Annotated in this window: 15 protein-coding genes and 1 pseudogene; 1 reads left to right on the forward strand and 15 read right to left on the reverse strand. The window is 59.2% G+C overall.

Annotated features, from left to right (window positions below; all coding sequences use genetic code 11):
• Window positions 1-22: 22 nt before the first annotated feature.
• From G6L97_RS19040 to G6L97_RS19075, 8 genes are all read right to left on the reverse strand, one after another.
• Window positions 23-1,672 carry an ABC transporter substrate-binding protein gene (locus G6L97_RS19040; protein ID WP_025595258.1) on the reverse strand — a complete coding sequence of 550 codons (1,650 nt, stop codon included), beginning with the start codon at window positions 1,670-1,672 and terminating at the stop codon, window positions 23-25.
• Between the two features lie 461 nt (window positions 1,673-2,133).
• A complete protein-coding gene (locus G6L97_RS19045) occupies window positions 2,134-4,428 on the reverse strand; it encodes a molybdopterin guanine dinucleotide-containing S/N-oxide reductase (protein WP_060642181.1) in 2,295 nt (764 codons plus the stop codon).
• An 18-nt stretch (window positions 4,429-4,446) separates the two neighbouring features.
• Window positions 4,447-5,853: an FAD-binding oxidoreductase gene (locus G6L97_RS19050; RefSeq protein ID WP_025595256.1), complete on the reverse strand. Its 1,407-nt coding sequence runs from the start codon at window positions 5,851-5,853 to the stop codon at window positions 4,447-4,449.
• A gap of 121 nt (window positions 5,854-5,974) precedes the next feature.
• Window positions 5,975-6,577 carry a 2-hydroxychromene-2-carboxylate isomerase gene (locus tag G6L97_RS19055; RefSeq protein ID WP_025595255.1) on the reverse strand — a complete coding sequence of 201 codons (603 nt, stop codon included), beginning with the start codon at window positions 6,575-6,577 and terminating at the stop codon, window positions 5,975-5,977.
• Window positions 6,574-7,152 (reverse strand): TetR/AcrR family transcriptional regulator, encoded by a 579-nt coding sequence (locus tag G6L97_RS19060; protein WP_174003574.1) that lies wholly within the window; start codon window positions 7,150-7,152, stop codon window positions 6,574-6,576. The genes G6L97_RS19055 and G6L97_RS19060 overlap by 4 nt, the downstream gene beginning before the upstream one ends.
• A gap of 48 nt (window positions 7,153-7,200) precedes the next feature.
• Complete coding sequence (locus G6L97_RS19065) at window positions 7,201-8,229, reverse strand: ketopantoate reductase family protein (RefSeq protein WP_004431571.1); 1,029 nt, start codon at window positions 8,227-8,229, stop codon at window positions 7,201-7,203.
• A 320-nt stretch (window positions 8,230-8,549) separates the two neighbouring features.
• Window positions 8,550-9,707, reverse strand: coding sequence for an ATP-binding protein (locus G6L97_RS19070; protein WP_004431573.1), 1,158 nt, complete (start codon window positions 9,705-9,707; stop codon window positions 8,550-8,552).
• Window positions 9,704-10,402, reverse strand: coding sequence for a response regulator (locus G6L97_RS19075; protein ID WP_004431575.1), 699 nt, complete (start codon window positions 10,400-10,402; stop codon window positions 9,704-9,706). Before G6L97_RS19075 ends, G6L97_RS19070 begins: the two co-directional genes overlap by 4 nt.
• A 170-nt stretch (window positions 10,403-10,572) precedes the next feature.
• Here G6L97_RS19075 and G6L97_RS19080 point away from each other — a divergent pair, with 170 nt between their 5' ends.
• A complete protein-coding gene (locus G6L97_RS19080; RefSeq protein WP_174003577.1) occupies window positions 10,573-11,358 on the forward strand; it encodes a phosphatase PAP2 family protein in 786 nt (261 codons plus the stop codon).
• A 140-nt stretch (window positions 11,359-11,498) separates the two neighbouring features.
• Here G6L97_RS19080 and G6L97_RS19085 read toward each other — a convergent pair whose 3' ends face one another.
• The 7 genes and pseudogenes from G6L97_RS19085 to G6L97_RS19115 all read right to left on the reverse strand — a co-directional run bounded on the left by G6L97_RS19085 (window position 11,499) and on the right by G6L97_RS19115 (window position 16,869).
• Entirely contained in the window at window positions 11,499-11,783 is a 285-nt protein-coding gene (locus tag G6L97_RS19085) for a copper-binding protein (RefSeq protein ID WP_004431579.1), read from the reverse strand.
• A 24-nt stretch (window positions 11,784-11,807) separates the two neighbouring features.
• The gene (locus G6L97_RS19090; RefSeq protein WP_004431582.1) at window positions 11,808-12,284 is read right to left on the reverse strand and encodes a cupredoxin domain-containing protein; all 477 of its coding nucleotides are present in this window, start codon (window positions 12,282-12,284) and stop codon (window positions 11,808-11,810) included.
• Window positions 12,285-12,325: 41 nt separating this feature from the next.
• On the reverse strand, window positions 12,326-13,675 hold the full coding sequence (locus G6L97_RS19095; protein WP_060642184.1) for a multicopper oxidase family protein: 1,350 nt from the start codon (window positions 13,673-13,675) through the stop codon (window positions 12,326-12,328).
• Between the two features lie 14 nt (window positions 13,676-13,689).
• Window positions 13,690-15,153 carry a TolC family protein gene (locus G6L97_RS19100; RefSeq protein WP_060642185.1) on the reverse strand — a complete coding sequence of 488 codons (1,464 nt, stop codon included), beginning with the start codon at window positions 15,151-15,153 and terminating at the stop codon, window positions 13,690-13,692.
• Window positions 15,150-15,380, reverse strand: a complete 231-nt coding sequence (locus G6L97_RS19105; RefSeq protein WP_004431588.1) for a hypothetical protein — start codon at window positions 15,378-15,380, stop codon at window positions 15,150-15,152. The genes G6L97_RS19100 and G6L97_RS19105 overlap by 4 nt, the downstream gene beginning before the upstream one ends.
• An 87-nt stretch (window positions 15,381-15,467) precedes the next feature.
• The gene (locus G6L97_RS19110) at window positions 15,468-15,881 is read right to left on the reverse strand and encodes a hypothetical protein (protein WP_035252624.1); all 414 of its coding nucleotides are present in this window, start codon (window positions 15,879-15,881) and stop codon (window positions 15,468-15,470) included.
• A gap of 89 nt (window positions 15,882-15,970) precedes the next feature.
• Window positions 15,971-16,869, reverse strand: a pseudogene (locus tag G6L97_RS19115) (hypothetical protein).
• Window positions 16,870-16,888 lie beyond the last annotated feature (19 nt).

The raw sequence follows: 16,888 nt of genomic DNA on the forward strand, positions 1-16,888 counted from the left end.
CAACGTTGCCCTGTTGTGCGCATCAGTCGCTGATGGAGGCGGTATAGTAGCTGGCATAAGCCACGCCGTTATACACTTCGCCCTTCAGCTTCGGGGACTGCACGTAGATCCGCTGCACGATCTGCGTTCGCGGAATGAAATAGCCCTGCTCAAGGACATATTTCTGCAGCTCATCGAGAAGCGGGCTGCGCTCGTCGACAGAGCCGGCGCCGGCGATCTTGTCGCGCAATCCGTTGAGCGTCGCGTCGCGGTCGTCAAGGGCGAACCAGTTCTCGCCATTGTTGGCGTTGGTGAGAATGCTGGCGACGGTGCCTGCATCGATGAAGCTGCGCGTCACCTCATAGGTCGGGATGGCCGCACCGCCGAATTTGACCTTTTCACCAAAGGTCACGACGTCGTAAGCGCGAATAGCGACTTTCCAGCCGAGCTTGCCGAGTTGCTGGGCGATGAGTTCATCGACCGACTTGGATGTCGCGAGATAGGGATTGGAGTGGATTGTCAGCGACAGCGGTTTGCCGTCTTTGGTCCGGATACCATCGGCGCCCTTGACCCAGCCCGCCTCGTCGAGCAGCTTTTCGGCCTTGGCGGGATCGTAAGCGAGAAGTGCGCTGTGGTCGGTCGCGCCCGGCACGTTGCTCTGGATGAAGGACGTGGCGAGCTTCCAGTCCGGCGTATAGACGGTGTCGATGATTTCCTGACGATTTACACCGGCCTGAAGTGCCTGGCGAACCTTCACATCATCATAGGGCGGAAGCTTGGTGTTGACCGCCCAGCCGTTGACGAAGCCGAGATAACGCGGCGTTGCGACGGTGAAGCCCTCTTCGTGCAGTGACTTCAGCTCCTGCGGCGAAGCATTATAGGCGACATCGGCCTGGCCGGACTGGACCGAGGCGACACGCAACGACGGTTCCGACACCAGCTTATAGGTGATGGAATCGAGGAAGGCTGGGCCGGTGTGGCCAACGGCGGCAGGACCCCAATTGTAGTCCTTGCGCTTGACCAGCTTGACGTAATCTCCCTCCTTCCAGGATTCGACCACATAGGGGCCGCTGCCGGAAGTCTTGCTGAGATCGGCCTGCTGGGTGGCGGGCTGGGCGATGGTCTTCGGCGAGATCAGGATCGAGCCGTGGTAACCGAGCGTCGGAATAAAGCCGAGCGTCGGCTTCTTGAAGAAGACCTTCACCGTGGATGCGTCCACCGCTTCAGCATGGTCGTAGGTCTTGGGGAAAAGACCGATCGGGTTGATGCCTTCGCTCTTGCGTCCGGCATACCAGATGTCGAGATTGGCGACGACCGCCGCTGCATCCAGCGGTGTGCCATCGGAGAAGGTCACGCCGTTTTTGAGGTGAAGCGTGAATTCTGTGGCATTGTCGTTCTGCTCCCAGCGCTCGGCAAGCCAGGGGCTGACCTTACCATCGGCATCGACATAAAGCAGCTTGTCGGCGACATGGCCCCAGATATGGCCCTGAAAGCTGGAAATGGCGCTGTTATTCGGGATCCAGGTGTCGCCGAGAGAATCGATGAGGAAGGTGATGTCGCCGCCATTGCGGGGGGTATCTGCTGCCCCAACCGGAGCAGGCGCCATCGTCGTCAGAAGCGCGATTGCCCCTGCGAGAGTGGTGGTCAGCAGACCCCGACGGGAGAAGGAAAAAAGCGAAGAACGTATCGTCATTAAGAAATCCTGATTGGTCGCGTTGTTTCTTGTCTTTGTGATTTCAGGAACTATCGCCGCTCTGGCTGGTCTTTTGCGGGCACACGAAAGGCTTCACACGACAGCCTTGCCGGTGGTTTCAATGTCCTGAAATCGGGAAAAATGTGCCTGCGTTACCTCTTGGAGGGTCCGACCGATGTCACGGCTTAGCCGTTACTTTCAGCCATTGACGGCTCGTTCGATCGCAGGCCGTGCTTGCTGATACATCGTGCGGTCATGACGCGGTCCCTTGTTTCGAAATTCGGTTCTTGATGTCTAACGTAGCAGGGTGGCCAGAAGGAGAAAGACCAGTTGTTCTTTTTCTATCGAATTAATGGATTATTTTGCCGCGGTTTCCGAAGGTGGTAGGATCAGCTTTTCCGACGCCCGAAATACGTTGGCGGTGCGATTTTTCAGGTAGTGCCGGAACACCCATCCCTCACTTATTTTGCAAATGTCATCTTTTCGAAAATCCGCACCGGAGGCGCCTCACCGGCAAAACGTTCCACCTCCACTCTGGTAATCTGACCGGTCGATCCCTGCGCCAGTTTCGAGGTGCCGATGTCGCGCGTCAGGATGTTCGGATTGCCGTGAATGCACATCGCTTGCTCTGCATGCCGGTCATGCGGTTCGAACCACGCACCCGTCGCCAGCTGCATCACGCCGTTGCGCACATCCGTGCTCAGGACGGCTGCGGCGAGGCAGCTGCCACGACTGTTGAACAGCCTGATGATATCGCCATCGGCAATGCCCCGGCGGACTGCATCTTCGGGGTTGATGCGCACGGGTTCCCGGCCCTTAATCTTGGTGGAGCGGCTGAAGGCGCCATAGTCGAGCTGGCTGTGCAGACGCTGATGCGGCTGATTGCAGACCAGATGCAGCGGATAGAGCGCTTCGTCTTCCGGTTTCGTCCTGCCGGGATACCATTGCGGATGGCCGCCGCAATCGTCATAGCCGAAACCCTCGATCGTCTCGGAGAAGATTTCGATTTTACCGGATGGTGTCTTCAGAGGGAAGGCTAGGTGATCATCACGGAAGGCACGCGCAGGCCCTCCGTCATCCGGCTTGAGCGGCAGACCTATCTCTCCACGTTCCCAGAACGTTTCGAAATCGGGAGCCTCATGCCCACCGGCGGCAAGCGCCCCACGCGTTGTTTCATAGAGGAAGGCAAGCCATTCCCGGCTGCTGCGGCCTTCGGTGAAGGTTTCGAATTTGCCGAGCCGGCGCGCGATCTCGGAGAAGATTTCGTAGTCGTCGCGCGCCTCACCAACCGGTTCGATCAGCTTTTTCATCGCGATCATCAGAGGATCGCGGTCGGCGGCGCCAATGTCGTCGCGCTCCAGAGTTGTCGTCGCCGGCAGCACGATATCGGCATGCCGCGCGGATGATGTCCATGCGGTTTCGTGCACGATGATGGTCTCGGGCCGTCTGAACGCTGCCCGTAGCCGGTTGATATCCTGATGGTGGTGGAACGGGTTACCACCCGCCCAGTAAACCAAGCGGATATCGGGATAGTGCATCCTCTGGCCGTTATAGTGAAATTCCCCACCAGGATTGAGCAGCATGTCGGCAATACGCGCGACCGGAATGAAATCCGCGACCGGGTTTTTGAACTGGCTAAGTGTCGGCAGGGGAACGGCCAGCAGGTTCTTGCCGACATTGCCCAAAGCGCCGAGGGAATAGGAATATCCGCCGCCGTCGAGGCCAATCTGACCGAGCATGGTGGCAAGAACGATCCCCAGCCAGACGGGTTGCTCACCATAATCGGCGCGCTGAAGCGAATGGCTGACAGTGATCAATGTTCTCGCGCGCGCCATGGTGCGGGCGAGTTCCCTAATAGTTTCCGTGCCGATGCCGCAGAGCCCGGAAGCCCATTCGGGGCTTTTCGCCACACCATCGGTCCGGCCGAGCAGGTAGTCTTCGAAACGCTGATTGCCGACGGCATAGCGGTCAAGAAACGCCCGATCGTGCAGGCCCTCGGTGACGAGAACATGCGCAAGTCCGAGCATCAGCGCGACATCGGTACCGGGTATGACCGGCAGCCACTCCGCATTGAGGTCTTTCGGAAAATCGTCTTTTAGCGGGCTGATCAGCACGAATCGCGCGCCGCGTGCACGTGCGCCATTCAGCTTCTGTGGCACGATATGCACGCTGTTGCCGCCGCCATGCACGTCCGTATTCTTGATCGCCATGCCGCCGAAGGCGACGATCAATTCGCTGCTGCGCTCGATTGCATCCCAGGTAACGCTCTTGCGGTCGAAATGATCATAGGGTCCGAGAACATGCGGAATAATGACCATCGCCGCGCCGGAACTATACGTGTTGACGGAGCGCACATATCCGCCAAGCGTATTCAGAAAACGGTGGACCTGACTTTGCGCGTGATGGAAACGTCCGGCGCTCGACCAGCCGTAGGAGCCGCCGAACACGGCCTGTGGGCCGTAATCGCCGTAAACCCTTTGAAGTTCCTTCGCGACGAGGTCCGCCGCCTGCGGCCAATCGACCTCCACATAGTCGTCCGCCCCGCGTATCTGCGCGTTGCCCGGTTTTCCCTCCAGCCAGCCGCGCCTGACCGCCGGACGCCGGATGCGCGCGGCGCTATCGGCGATTGCCGGCAGATTGGCGAGCAAGGGCGAGGGGTGTGGATCGTCCGGATGCGGACGGATATCGAGCTTGCCATTCCGGTAGCTGCCGGAAAAGGCGCCCCAGTGGGAGCTGTGGGTCTTGTAATTATCCATCTGCGAAATCCCGCACGGTCAAAGCGTTTCTCGGCGGCTGGGCAAGTCTTGGCTCGGCAGGATCTTGCCCGGGTTCATGATGCCGGCCGGATCTATGGCGTTTTTGATGATGGCCATGAGGTCCACCGCGTCGCCGTGTTCCTGCCGCAGATAAGCGATCTTGCCGGTGCCAACCCCATGCTCGCCGGTGGAAGTGCCGCCAACCGAGATGGCGTGCTGCACCATCTTCTTGTTGATTGCCGCCACCTCGTCGAGTTCGGCTTGATTTGCAGGGTCTACGGCGAAGACCACATGATAGTTGCCATCGCCGACATGGCCGAGAATGGCGGCGGGCACGCTGCAGTCGCGTAGCAATTCCCGGGTCCTGACGATGCAGCCGCTCAACTCGGATACCGGCACGCAGACATCGGAAGACCAGCCCCTGGCGTTCGGGCGCTGCGAGACCACGGCGTAAAACGCGTTGTGGCGCGCCTTCCAGAGGCGGTTGCGATCTTGCGGCGCATTCGCCCATTCGAAATCCCTGCCGCCATTGTCTTCCACTATGGCAGCGACCATCTCGACCTGCTCCTTCACGCCAGCAGGCGAGCCGTGGAACTCGAAGGCGAGCGTGTCCTCGACCTTGAGGGAAAGATTGGAATAGGCGTTGACGGCCTCGATCAGGCCACGGTCCATTAATTCCATTCTCGCAACTGGAATGCCGAGCTGCACGACCGTAATGGCTGCCGCAACTGCCTGTTCGACGCTTTCGAAGGAGCAAAGTGCAGCCGAGATGGTTTCGGGAATTCCGTAGAGTCGCAACGTCACTTCCGTGATGATGCCGAGCGTCCCCTCGGAGCCGACGAACAGCCGCGTTAGGTCATAACCTGCTGATGATTTACGCGCCCGCCCGCCGGTGCGGATGACCTGGCCGTTCGGCAAGACGACTGTCAGCGACAGCACGTTTTCTCGCATTGTGCCGTAACGCACGGCGTTTGTGCCGGAAGCGCGGGTTGCCGCCATGCCGCCGATGGACGCATTGGCGCCAGGATCGATCGGAAAGAACAGGCCCATGTCGCGCAGATGCGTGTTCAGTTGCTCGCGCGTGACGCCGGCCTCCACCGTGCAATCGAGATCCTCGGCGCTGATGCGGACGATTTTCGACATGCGCGACAGATCGACGGAGACACCGCCACGCACTGCCGTCAGATGGCCTTCGAGCGAAGTGCCGGTGCCGAAGGCGATAACGGGAACACCTTCAGCGGCGCAAAGCCGCACGGCTTCCGCCACATCATCCGTGCTCTCGGCGAAAACGACGGCATCCGGGATCGACGGCGTATGGTGGGATTCGCCACGGCCGTGTTGTTCCCGCAATGCCTGCGCGGTGGAAAAACGCTCGCCGAAACGGTTGCGCAAAGCGTCCGAGAGAGCGGGAGGCAGTGCGCTCATCGCGATACTCCGCGCGAAGAGGGCGGGAAAAGAGACATGAGAAACTCCACGGGAATGGTCTGGAGAGAGCCATGGCCGGGTTGCGGCCACGGCGTGACAGTCACCCGGTTTTCGGCGGGGATCAGGCGGCCAGTTTTTCGCCCTTGAGATGACGTTCGAGGAAGGGCAGGCTGTCCTGTCCCCAATACAGTTCGTCCTCGTAGCGGAATGTCGGAAGCCCGAACACACCGGCTGCCTTTGCGGCCTCATAATTGGCTTTCCGGATGGCTTCCACGGCATCGCTTCCGCCGCGTTCGTCCAGCGCCGCCCCGTCGAAACCGGCTTTGTCAGCGATTGCGCGGCGAACTTCGGCATTGCCAATATCTTGGCCTCCTTCCCAGAAAGCTTCCTGAAGCGCCTTGGTCAGCCTCAACCAGTCCTCGCCCGCATCGATCGCGGCAATGACCATGAAGCCGGCCGGCGTGGGATCGGAAAGGGCGGCGCGATTGTCGAAGTTAAGGGACTTGCCGCGCAACGCCGCCCATCGCTTCAAATCCTTCGTCCAATAGGCGCGGCGCGCTTCCGGACGGTTGCGTGAGTAGATGGCGCCATTATCCTCGATCAGCGGGATGACATAGGGCCGTATCGTGGCGTTGTGCTCGTTAGCGAGCGTGGCGAAAGGCTCCAGGCCGAGAAAGGCCCAGGGGGAGCCGATGCCGAAGAAATAGTCGATGGTCTTGGTCATATCTTGTCTCCTGAGGATATCTCGCCGGTGGCGAGATCGAATACCGAGAGCGCACAGTCCCGGGCGATGAGTACGGCATGCGGATCGCGCCCGACCGCGACGGTGGCAAGTGCGCCTTCGTAAAGAAGCGAAAGGTGGGAGGCGGCCTGATCCAGTCGCACCCCCGCTTTCGACATGACGGTCTCGAAAATATCCCGCACCATTCTTTTGTGGGTTCGAGCCACGGTGACGACGCGTTCGAAATCGCCGTGTTCGGCAACCGCGAGTGCAAAGGCACAGCCCCTGAATTCAGGGCTGTCGGCCTTCTCGTAAAGCCGCTCGAAAATCACCTGCAGCTGGTCCCTTGGATCAATCGTCGCCGTCAGAACATCCTTCAGCGAGCGAATGACACGATCGTGGCGATCCTGAAGATAGGCCGCGACAAGATGATCCTTGGACGGAAAATGCCGATAGAGAGTAGCTTTTGCGACCTTCGCTTCTTCGATGATGCGGTCGATACCGACCGCCCGGATACCTTCGGTATAAAACAGCGCGCCGGCGGCGGTGAGAATCTGGTCTGGAATGGCTTCTCTCATTTTATCGCTTCAGCTTGGTGGTTTCATGGGAAGAACGGGTCGCACGCATCATTGCGCGGCGGCGAGACCGGTTTTGTCGCGCTCGTGGAGCTGCCCGACAAAAGAAAGGATCGCGTCAAGCGGCACCGCCTTCGAGAAGCCGCCCTGATGCGCCAGCCTGCCGCCAAGAGACTGGATAGCCTCGTTATACGGTGTCGCGACGTTATGCAGACGGCCGAGCAGCACAATCTCACCGTTGAGAAAGTCGACCTCGCTGGAAGCGCCCCGGGCAAAGCTCTGCCAGGTCGATTGCTGGCCGGGCTGAATGCCGCTGTTTTGAGCGATGCTCCAGCCTGAAATATCGACAGCCCGTTCAGAGGGAGAGGCGAGATTGTAGCCTGCTATCTCAAGCGTCTGGCGGGCTTCATTGACCAGCGCTTCGGCAATCGATGCTCGCAGATCGTCTTCTCCGTCGAACAGATCCAGCGCGTTGCGGACGTTATGAAGCAGTTTTGCCGATTTCCAGCGGCGGATATCGCTGCTGGTTTCCGCAAGATAATTGGCGCGTGTGAGGTCTGCGGCAATCTCCTTCGCCGTTTCATCGGAACCGGCCGGGAAGCGCCCGATCGTGACCACGCCGACCTGCGGATTGCCGGCCGCCGCAACCGCGCCGGTTTGTGTAAACCGGGCAGGGGTCAGAATACTGGCGCCGTAGACATTGGCGAAGGTCCTGAGCGCCAGCGCTTCCGTCGCCAGACCGTTCTGAAAGGTAACCACCGGCAACTGCGTGGCTGTTAGACCTTCCACGCCGGATACCTGTCGCCATGACCAGTCTGCCAGAGTGGCTGCCGCATCCTGCGTTTTGACGGTCAGCAGCAGGATATCGTCGGGCGCCAGGTCCGGCGGAGCGGATACGTCGAAGGCGTTCAGCCTTATTTGCTGCGTGCCTGAGGGGCGTTGGTAGCTCAGCCCCTGTTCAATGATGGAGGCAATTTGTGCGCCGCGTCCGACCAGAGCATATTTGATGCCGGAAAGCTCGAACTGTGCGGCAAGGCTTGCGCCAACCGCGCCTGCGCCAATGATAACGTATCGTGTCACCTTTTCCTCCAATTCTACCGGGCCGATAATGCGCCAGTATCAATTGCAGCGGTGCAGTTTGCTGGATCGATACGGGATTTCGCTCAACATCGGTCCTCCCTGACGGCGACCAATGATGACAGCTAAACTAGGCATGAGGAGCGCCTCAAGAAAGACAGGTCGTTCTTTTTCTATCTATTTTATAGAAAATAATTCGGCGTAGGGAAAATTTGCGATCACCTTATTCCCGACAGCAGTCCTGGCGCGGTGAAACCCTGGAATAAGCCCCAACGAAGCACACCGTCAGCGCGCATGGGAGAGCATCAACTCGCCGGGATTTTTCAGGAGGCCGCCTTGAAGAGAACCGTGACGACGGTTCCGCCGTCTTGTCGCGGATCTATCTGCAAATCGCTGTCATGCGCGCTTGCGATCGCTCGAGCAATCGACAGGCCGAGGCCGGTGCCACCGGTCTTACGTGCACGCGACGGCTCTGTGCGCCAGAAGAGTTCGATGCCGTGTGCCTCGATGCCGGGGGGAAAACCCGGCCCCTTGTCTTCGATTGTTATGAAGGGACGTCCTTCCCGGACTCCGGTCGAGCAGAAGAGGCTCTTCCCGCTCGCCGCATAGCGGCGTACATTATCCATCAGGATGAGCAGTAGCTGTTGAAGGCGTTGAGGGTCGCCGCTAATTGGAGCCGTCTGCAGCGACATATCGAGACGAATTCCTGCCTCTTCGAGAAGAGGCCGTGCCGCCTCCGCCACGGCCGCGCATTCGGTAGCGAGATCGAGTGGCCGCATCTCCGTAACGAGACTGTTGGTTTCTGCCAGCGAAAGCGTCCGCAGATCGTCGACGAGACGCGCAAGTCCTTCCACATGGCCGATTAGGTGGCGAATGGCCTGCTTGTCGAGCGGAAAGACGTCATCGGCAATGCCGTGTAAACGGCCTTGCAGGATGGTCAGCGGGGTGCGCAGCTCGTGGGCTACCGCCATGGTGTTGAACTTCAACCGGCGCTCCATCATCTGAAGCTCCTGCGTCAAAGTCTCGAAACTGTCGACCAGAAATCCGACTTCGGCGATGCGGCTCGCCTTGATCTTTGCGCCTCCGCTGAAGTCGCCCGTCGCCATGCGCCGCGCCGCGTCGGCAAGTTCGCCGAGAGGTGCTGCAATGCGCCGGGAGATGAAATAACCAAGCAAGCTGCATAGGAAGACACCGAGCAATCCGAAGAGGAACACCGATTTGAGAAGTTCGCTATCTGCCTGGTCCTCCAGGCCCGGTAAAACCTCGATAAGGGCCTGAAGCTGGCGCTGATCCGGCATCACGCCCCGGTCAATATCCGAGAAAGCCTTGGCGGCATCAGGCGACAGTTGGGCAAGGATGCGCTCCTCAATGGTGTCCGAATACCAGGAAACGCCGAAATAGACCAACGCAACCGCAAAGATGAGCATTGTGGTGATTGTGATCGCCGTCATCGTGCGCAGGCGGAGCCGCCGGAACCTCATGATGTCTGCTCCCTGGCAAGTCGGTAGCCGATGCTGCGCACCGACACCAGATAACCGCCAGCACCGTGATCCGTCAGTTTTTTACGCAGATTGGCGATGTGCGTATCGACCGTGCGTGCCAGCGCATCGCTTTCCGGCAGGCAGGCATCCAGAAGATCGGCCCGCTGAAAGGCATAGGTGGGGCGACGCGTCATATGGGCAAGAATTCTGAATTCGCTGAGCGTCAACGGCAGAACGGTTCGTCCCGCATCGCTGCAAACAGCCGCGATGTAAGCTTCGGTATCTATTTCGATGGCGCCGAAACGCAGGATCCCTCCGCCAGTTGGCTGACGCGAGCGTTTTAGAACGGCATTTACCCGGGCGACCATTTCCTGCGGGTTGAAAGGTTTGACGATGTAGTCGTCGGCACCCAGGCGCAGACCGGTCAGCTTGTCCATATCTTCGGCAAGGGCGGTGACCATGATGATCGGCGTATCACGCTCCCGCCGGATGCGTGTCAGCACATCGATGCCATCGAGCTTCGGTAGCCCGATGTCGAGAAGAATGAGATCCGGCCGCAGCATGGAGAAATGCGTCATGGCCGTCTCGCCATCCCCGGCTCTAACGGTTCTGTATCCGTCACGAATGAGATAGGCGTCCAGAATCTGCATGATGTCGGGGTCGTCTTCGACGATGAGAATGAGACCTTTGTCCATGCTGACCTTACGAACTTACTGATATTACCGCTTTATTGCCGGGACGCTAAGCCGACGCAAAGCGCCGGGCAAGAGCCGTCTCACGAGATAGATGCGGCAGGCACGCTTTTCCTCTCAGTCTTGGGACTTCCTCCGCAGAACCTTGACATTTCTACGGAAGAAAGCTGGCCATGCACCAGTATCTCTCCCATAAGACCGAACAGAAATGGCCAGGCCGGCCCGAAAAGCCGAAGTTCCGCTTTGCCGTCATCCCCACGGCGCGCCAGACTTTCGCATGGGTTTCCGGCAGCCCATCTCTGCTCGCGCTTTCGACCACGCTTGCAATGATGGTCTTCTTCACTGTCAGGCCGGATATCGATCTTGACGCCAGTCGCTGGTTCTGGACAGATGGTTTTCGTCTTGGCGAGGATCAATTCTTGATTTCCGTCCGCGATCTGAACCGCGCACTTCCCGCCATTTTATTGTCCACGCTTGTCTGCCTGCTCCTTGCAACGCCATTTGTCTCCGGCGTGCGGCGTGCCATCCGCCCTCACAAACTGCTACTTGTTCTCACCTTTTATGCGCTTGGGCCGGGTGCGACCGTGCATGTGCTGAAAAACCTGTTCGGACGTGCCAGACCGCGGCATATCAGTGAATTCGGGGCAGATTTGTTTTTTACGCCCGTTCTTTCCCTCGATGGCAGCTGTTCGCGCAACTGCTCCTTTCCGTCCGGCGAAAGCGCGTCCGCAATCGCCCTGCTGGCGTTCATCATCTTCCTGCCGGAAAAATTCCGCCTGAGCGCCACGGCGATCTTGATGCCGTTCATCGTGCTTTGCTCCCTAAACAGGGCAGCTATGGGCGCACATTTTCTCTCCGATGTCCTGATTGCATGGCCACTGATGCTCGCCGTGTTCCTCTCACTGCATCGGCTGTTCACGAAGCATGCGGACACAATCGACACTGCGTTTCTGTGCTAATTCATGGGAATACGGCATAGCGCCGAACAAAGGTCATGCCCTGAGCAATAAATTTGTGTTCGGGGTTCGTCCGCCGCCTGCTCAAATCGCACATGCCCGTGCCTGTGGTCTGGTACGGGCATGTGCAGACGAGGACTGCCTTATTTCACCTGGGCTACGACCAGCTTGCCATCCGCACGTTCGGCGATGAACTCGATGTTCGCGCCTTCCTTGAGCTTGGCGAGCAGGGCATCGTCCTTGACGCGGAACACCATCGTCATGGCGGGCATGTCGAGGTTCTTCAGTTCCTCATGAATGATGGTGACTTTCTTGGCGGTAGCGTCGACCTTCTTCACCGTACCCTTGGTGAATTCCTGTGCGAATGCGCCAAAGGGGGCTGTAAGCAACAGAGCGGCTGCAAGGGTAATTTTAACGATCGTCTTCATGGTCAGATTCCTTTTTTCGATTGGTTACTTGGCCGAAACTTTGAGATCGCCGCGCATGCCGGCCTCGTAATGTCCGGGCTTCAGGCAGGCGAATTCGAACATGCCGTCATTGGTGAATTTCCAGATAATTTCGCCACTTTCGCCCGGCGCAAGGCTGATTGCGTTCGGATTGTCGTGTTCCATCTCCGGGGCCTTTGCCATGGCGGCCTTGTGCTCCAGATTTGCGCTCTGTTCGTCGAGAATGAATTCATGGTCCAGCTCGCCGACATTCTTCACGGCAAAGCGAACGGTCTTGCCCTTCTTGAATTCGAACTTGGCGGGCGTGAACAGCATCTTGCCATCAGGCGTTTCCTTCATGGTGACCTGTATGGTCTGGGTTACCTTGGATTTGTCGCCGGGTTCGCCGATCGCCATCGCTTCATGGCCGCCGCCGTGGGTGCCCGATGCGAAGGCGGGTGTGGCAAGAGCGGTGAGAAGCAGTGCAAGTTTCAGTCTGGTCATCGAATTTTTCCTTGGTTCTGGTGGGGATATGGTCTGCACGATCAGCCGTGTTTCATCGGATTCGGCGTGATCTGTGTTTTCGGATCATTGGTCTTTTCGGTATCCGGCACGTCGCCGGTCCATTCCCAGGCCTGGGTACCGGGCGGGTTTTGGTACCAGCCGGGATCTGAGTAATCGCCCGCGGAAATGCCTTCGCGGACCTTCACCACGGAGAACATGCCGCCCATTTCGATGGGGCCGTGCGGACCCCAGCCGGTCATCATGGGAACGGTGTTCTCAGGGATTTCCATCTCCATCGCGCCCATATCGGCCATGCCGGCTGTACCCATCGGCATGTATTCCGGCCGCACCTTGCGGATCTTTTCGGTGACGGTCTTCTTGTCGACGCCGATGAAGGTTGGGACATCGTGTCCCATCGCATTCATCGTGTGGTGCGACTTGTGGCAATGGATCGCCCAGTCGCCGACATATTTGGCGTCGAATTCATAGGCCCGCATGGCGCCGACGGGGATGTCGATGCTGACCTCCGGCCACCGGGCCTCGGGCCGCACCCAGCCGCCATCCGTGCACGTCACCTCGAAATCATAGCCGTGCATGTGGATCGGGTGGTTGGTCATGGTCAGGTTGCCGACCCTGACACGCACCCGGTCGTCCTTGGAGACCACCAGCGGATCGATGCCCGGAAATACCCGGCTGTTCCATGACCACAGATTGAAGTCCGTCATGGTCATGATTTTCGGAACGTAGGAGCCGGGATTGATGTCGAAGGCGTTGATCAGGAACACGAAGTCGCGATCAACAGGCATGAAGGTCGGGTCCTTTGGATGGACCACGAAAAAGCCCATCATGCCCATCGCCATCTGCACCATCTCGTCTGAATGCGGGTGGTACATGAAGGTGCCGGACTTCACGAGATCGAACTCGTAGACGAAGGTCTTGCCAACGGGGATATGCGGTTGCGACAGGCCGCCGACACCGTCCATGCCTGATGGCAGGATCATGCCGTGCCAGTGGACCGTTGTATGTTCCGGCAGCTTGTTGGTCACGAAAATCCGCACCCGGTCGCCTTCTACGGCCTCGATGGTCGGGCCGGGTGACTGGCCGTTATAGCCCCAGAGGCGGGCGGTCATGCCCTCCGCCATCTCGCGTTCCACTGGCTCGGCGACAAGGTGGAATTCCTTGACGCCATTGTTCATCCGGAAAGGCAGGGTCCAGCCGTTGAGGGTGACGACCGGATTGTAATCGGGACCGGTAGTGGGCTTGACGGGGGCTTGCGTTGCTGCCGTTTCCATCACGGCAGCTTCCGGCAGGCTGCTATTCGATGTCTTTGCCCAGGCCGCCGTGGAGACCATTGCGGCGCCGACGCCCAGAAAGTTTCTTCTATTGAACATGGTCGTTTCCTCTCTCAGTGTCCGCCACCGCTGCCGCCACCAGTGGCGGCAACTTCGGTCTCCGCGCCTGCCGTACCCGCGCCACCGCCGTAGATGGCGGGCGCAAGGCCGGCTTCCGCGAGCCAGAAGTCACGTTTGGCATTGATGGCGAGCAGGTTCGAATTGACCTTTTCGCGGCTGTCGGCGAGCAGTTCGAAGGTGTTGGTGAGCATGCCGTTATAGGTCAGCAGCGACTCCTCCTCGATCTTGGTCCGCAGCGGCACCACGCTGTTGCGATAGTGCCGGGCGATGTCGTAGTTCGAGCGATAGGCCTGATAGGCGGAGCGGGCTTCGGAGCGGATATTGACCGCTTTTTCGGCCAGCAGGTTTGCTGCGCGCATATAGGCGAGTTCGGATTCCCGCATTCTTGCCCGACCGGAATCGAAGATCGGAATGACGAATTCCAGCTCGGCATTGCCCGTCGTCTGTTTGTGTTTTTCGCCGTCTTCAAGTTCGCGTTCGGTCTCGAAGCCGGAACGAAGTTCTAGATCGGTGACGTATCGGGTGGCTTCTGTGAGTTTAAACGACCGGGCGGTCGATTCCAGATCGAGCTTCGCCATCTGCAAATCCACCCGGCGCTGCAGCGCCTCAGCCTCGATCATCTCACGTTTGGCCAGATCCTTTGGAAGCTGGGGCAGGCGGTTGGGGATGGAGTAGTCTATGTCCGCGCCCCACAGGCCCATCAGCCTTGTCAGTTCCTCCTTCGCAAGCCGGGCTTCAAGCCGCGCCTTGGCGATCTGGCCGGTCAGTTCGGCATAGAAGACCTGCTCGCGAGCCTGGCCTTCCTTGTTCAGCGAGCCTGCTTCGCCAAGCTTCCTCGCAAGTTCCGAGGCGGCATCCGCGGCTGTCTGGGCCTGCGCCAGCTGGCCGACATTTTCCCAGGCAGCAACCGCCGTGATCCAGGCGCGGCGGGTATCTGCCGCCAATTGCAACGTCTTCAGCGCGGCTGCGAGCTGCGCCTTTCGGAAGCCGGTATCGGCAATCTCGACATTCTGTTTGAGCGTGGCCAGTGCCAGAATATTGGTGACGATCACACCCTCGATCGCCTTGTAGGCCCGGAGCCCCGGAGTGCCGATCCCCGTCAATCCGATGCCGACCCTCGGATTGACCAGCATGGTCGATTGCCAGGCGGTTGCGGCCGATTCACCCAGATCGGCATAGGCCGCCTGAAGGCCCTTGTTGTTGAGGAGCGCGACCTGAACCGCCGTCTCGACATCGATTGGTTTCGGCGACATCAGCGATTTGACGCGGGTTGCGGTTGCCTGCGCCTCGGCCCGGTTCTGTATCCAGACAGTCTGCTTTCCTGTCGCCTCGGTCGCCCTGGCCGAAACGGTGGTGAAGCCTGCGTTCTTCGAGGTGTAGTCGGTGGCCGTGACGCAGCCGCCAAGAACAAGCGGGACGGAAAGGACGGCCGTGAGTTTGATCACGCGTAGCGTCATGATGCGTCTCCTTTCGGAGCCTGCGCATCGTTCTGATTACGCCAGGGCTTCGGGTCCACCGGAGCACGGTGTGAGTAACCTGTGACCGGTGTCTGATAACGCAGAGGGGTGACGCCGAGCGACGGGTTTGCCGCGTCTTCATACGAGGCGGCCTCGTTCATCGAGGATGTGGCTGTGCAGCCGCCCAGCAAAAGGGGCGCTGCAACCACGATGTAGATAGGGTTCATGGTAATTTCCGAACAGGAGATGCAACGGCGCGACGGCGCTAAAGCCGTTCACGCACGATCATTGCCCGAGAGGCGGGCTTTGCCTGTTCAGATATTCGGTGGACGGTGAAGCAGCGGGATCTGGCCCACGGTCTTGCTGTCGTCAAGGAAGGAACGGATGGAATTGACGACTGGTCCGCCAAGGGCGTCATGCGCAATCAGTACCGCCATGCCGAGACAGAAATCGTTGCAGCATTCCGGCTTCACGGGCTTTTTGACGCCGCTGTCGTGGTCTGCCGTATCCATATTATGGTGGTCGCTGGACATCATGGCCGAACCGCCATGGTCCATCATCGCGCCATGATCCATCATCATGGCGGATTGGGTGGTCTGCATTTCCGCGGTATCGGGACCATGCATTGCGGCATTGACGGTGGAAACGCTGTATCCCGCCAGTGACAATATCATCACCAGTCGAAACAGCAGTGCCGTCAATTTCGATGTTCGCAACATCCCACGCATGCCCTGTAGAAGAGCCGCAGTCCTGAAGTTTGTCAATGGATATCGCTCATAACCATCAATAAATAGCACGTCTGCCGGTTCTTTAAACCTTACACTGTCTCCATAAAGGCATCGTCGAGAATGAGGAGTTTACGTGCCTGCATGCGGGCATATTCCTCGTAAAAGCCCTGGGAGATCCAGAGAGCGGAACGCCCCTTCCGTCCGCTCCAGCCGATGCCACCGATCAGTTCGGCCGCGCCAAGCTTGCGCCTGACATGGATTCGGGAAAGGGAGGGCGATGCCGCCAGTTGCGATGCTGTTTTAACATCCGTCAGGTGTCTGCCCTGTTCTGTCGGCTTTTCCCAGTCGATCCCGGCGATCAGGCGGTCCATCAGCAGCCCGCCCGCGTCGAACCAGTTGAAGATGATGGACAGCGGGCCCGGGCAGCGCACTTCCGGATTGGACAGCAGCGCCTGCGCCACGCGCGGATGGATGTGTGCGAGCATGGTTTCGGATCGCTCGATAAACCGAGAGGCTCTGAACCCCTCATCGATGAGGTCCAGCGCCTGAAAATGCACGTCGTACCATTGGGCAAGCATCGCCAGGGTGGACGGTGAAGGCACCACGCCATCGGCCGGCTTTTCGCCGGCTTGGTGCGCCGGTCTTGTCAGGCCGCGTTTCAGCGCCTCTTTGAAGAAGGCATAGGCGACATCATGGCTGGCAATGCCGTGTTGGAGCGCGAGTTGGCCGAAATCTTCCCGCGTCAGGGCGGGTTCGTCCGTTCCGGTCTTGCGCTTTTGAAAATAGAGCGCCAACAGCGCGTGGCAAAAAGCGCGGTTATGTCGGGCGAACCTTCGTACAGGGCGATGAAACTTCCCGCCAGCAACCGTAGTGCTGCCGCGAAAGCACCCGTTTGAAGCAACCGGTCGATTTCGCTGGGTGGTAGCCTGCGGCCAACGGCGGAGGCGTCCGGCAACCCGGAGATCGCGAAATCGAAAAAATTGGTCATGGGCAGCGCTCCTCGAATT

Origin of the sequence: Agrobacterium tumefaciens (assembly GCF_013318015.2) — a bacterium.
GTDB lineage: Bacteria > Pseudomonadota > Alphaproteobacteria > Rhizobiales > Rhizobiaceae > Agrobacterium > Agrobacterium tumefaciens.

Bases quoted from the DNA above. Each gene is read 5' to 3' on its own strand.
- G6L97_RS19055 (WP_025595255.1), bottom strand. From the start codon at position 6,577: ATGACCAAGACCATCGACTATTTCTTCGGCATCGGCTCCCCCTGGGCC.
- G6L97_RS19100 (WP_060642185.1), bottom strand. From the start codon at position 15,153: ATGACGCTACGCGTGATCAAACTCACGGCCGTCCTTTCCGTCCCGCTT.
- G6L97_RS19070 (WP_004431573.1), bottom strand. From the start codon at position 9,707: ATGAGGTTCCGGCGGCTCCGCCTGCGCACGATGACGGCGATCACAATC.
- G6L97_RS19045 (WP_060642181.1), bottom strand. From the start codon at position 4,428: ATGGATAATTACAAGACCCACAGCTCCCACTGGGGCGCCTTTTCCGGC.
- G6L97_RS19110 (WP_035252624.1), bottom strand. From the start codon at position 15,881: ATGCGTGGGATGTTGCGAACATCGAAATTGACGGCACTGCTGTTTCGA.
- G6L97_RS19040 (WP_025595258.1), bottom strand. From the start codon at position 1,672: ATGACGATACGTTCTTCGCTTTTTTCCTTCTCCCGTCGGGGTCTGCTG.
- G6L97_RS19050 (WP_025595256.1), bottom strand. From the start codon at position 5,853: ATGAGCGCACTGCCTCCCGCTCTCTCGGACGCTTTGCGCAACCGTTTC.
- G6L97_RS19090 (WP_004431582.1), bottom strand. From the start codon at position 12,284: ATGACCAGACTGAAACTTGCACTGCTTCTCACCGCTCTTGCCACACCC.
- G6L97_RS19085 (WP_004431579.1), bottom strand. From the start codon at position 11,783: ATGAAGACGATCGTTAAAATTACCCTTGCAGCCGCTCTGTTGCTTACA.
- G6L97_RS19095 (WP_060642184.1), bottom strand. From the start codon at position 13,675: ATGTTCAATAGAAGAAACTTTCTGGGCGTCGGCGCCGCAATGGTCTCC.
- G6L97_RS19105 (WP_004431588.1), bottom strand. From the start codon at position 15,380: ATGAACCCTATCTACATCGTGGTTGCAGCGCCCCTTTTGCTGGGCGGC.
- G6L97_RS19075 (WP_004431575.1), bottom strand. From the start codon at position 10,402: ATGGACAAAGGTCTCATTCTCATCGTCGAAGACGACCCCGACATCATG.
- G6L97_RS19080 (WP_174003577.1), top strand. From the start codon at position 10,573: ATGCACCAGTATCTCTCCCATAAGACCGAACAGAAATGGCCAGGCCGG.
- G6L97_RS19060 (WP_174003574.1), bottom strand. From the start codon at position 7,152: ATGAGAGAAGCCATTCCAGACCAGATTCTCACCGCCGCCGGCGCGCTG.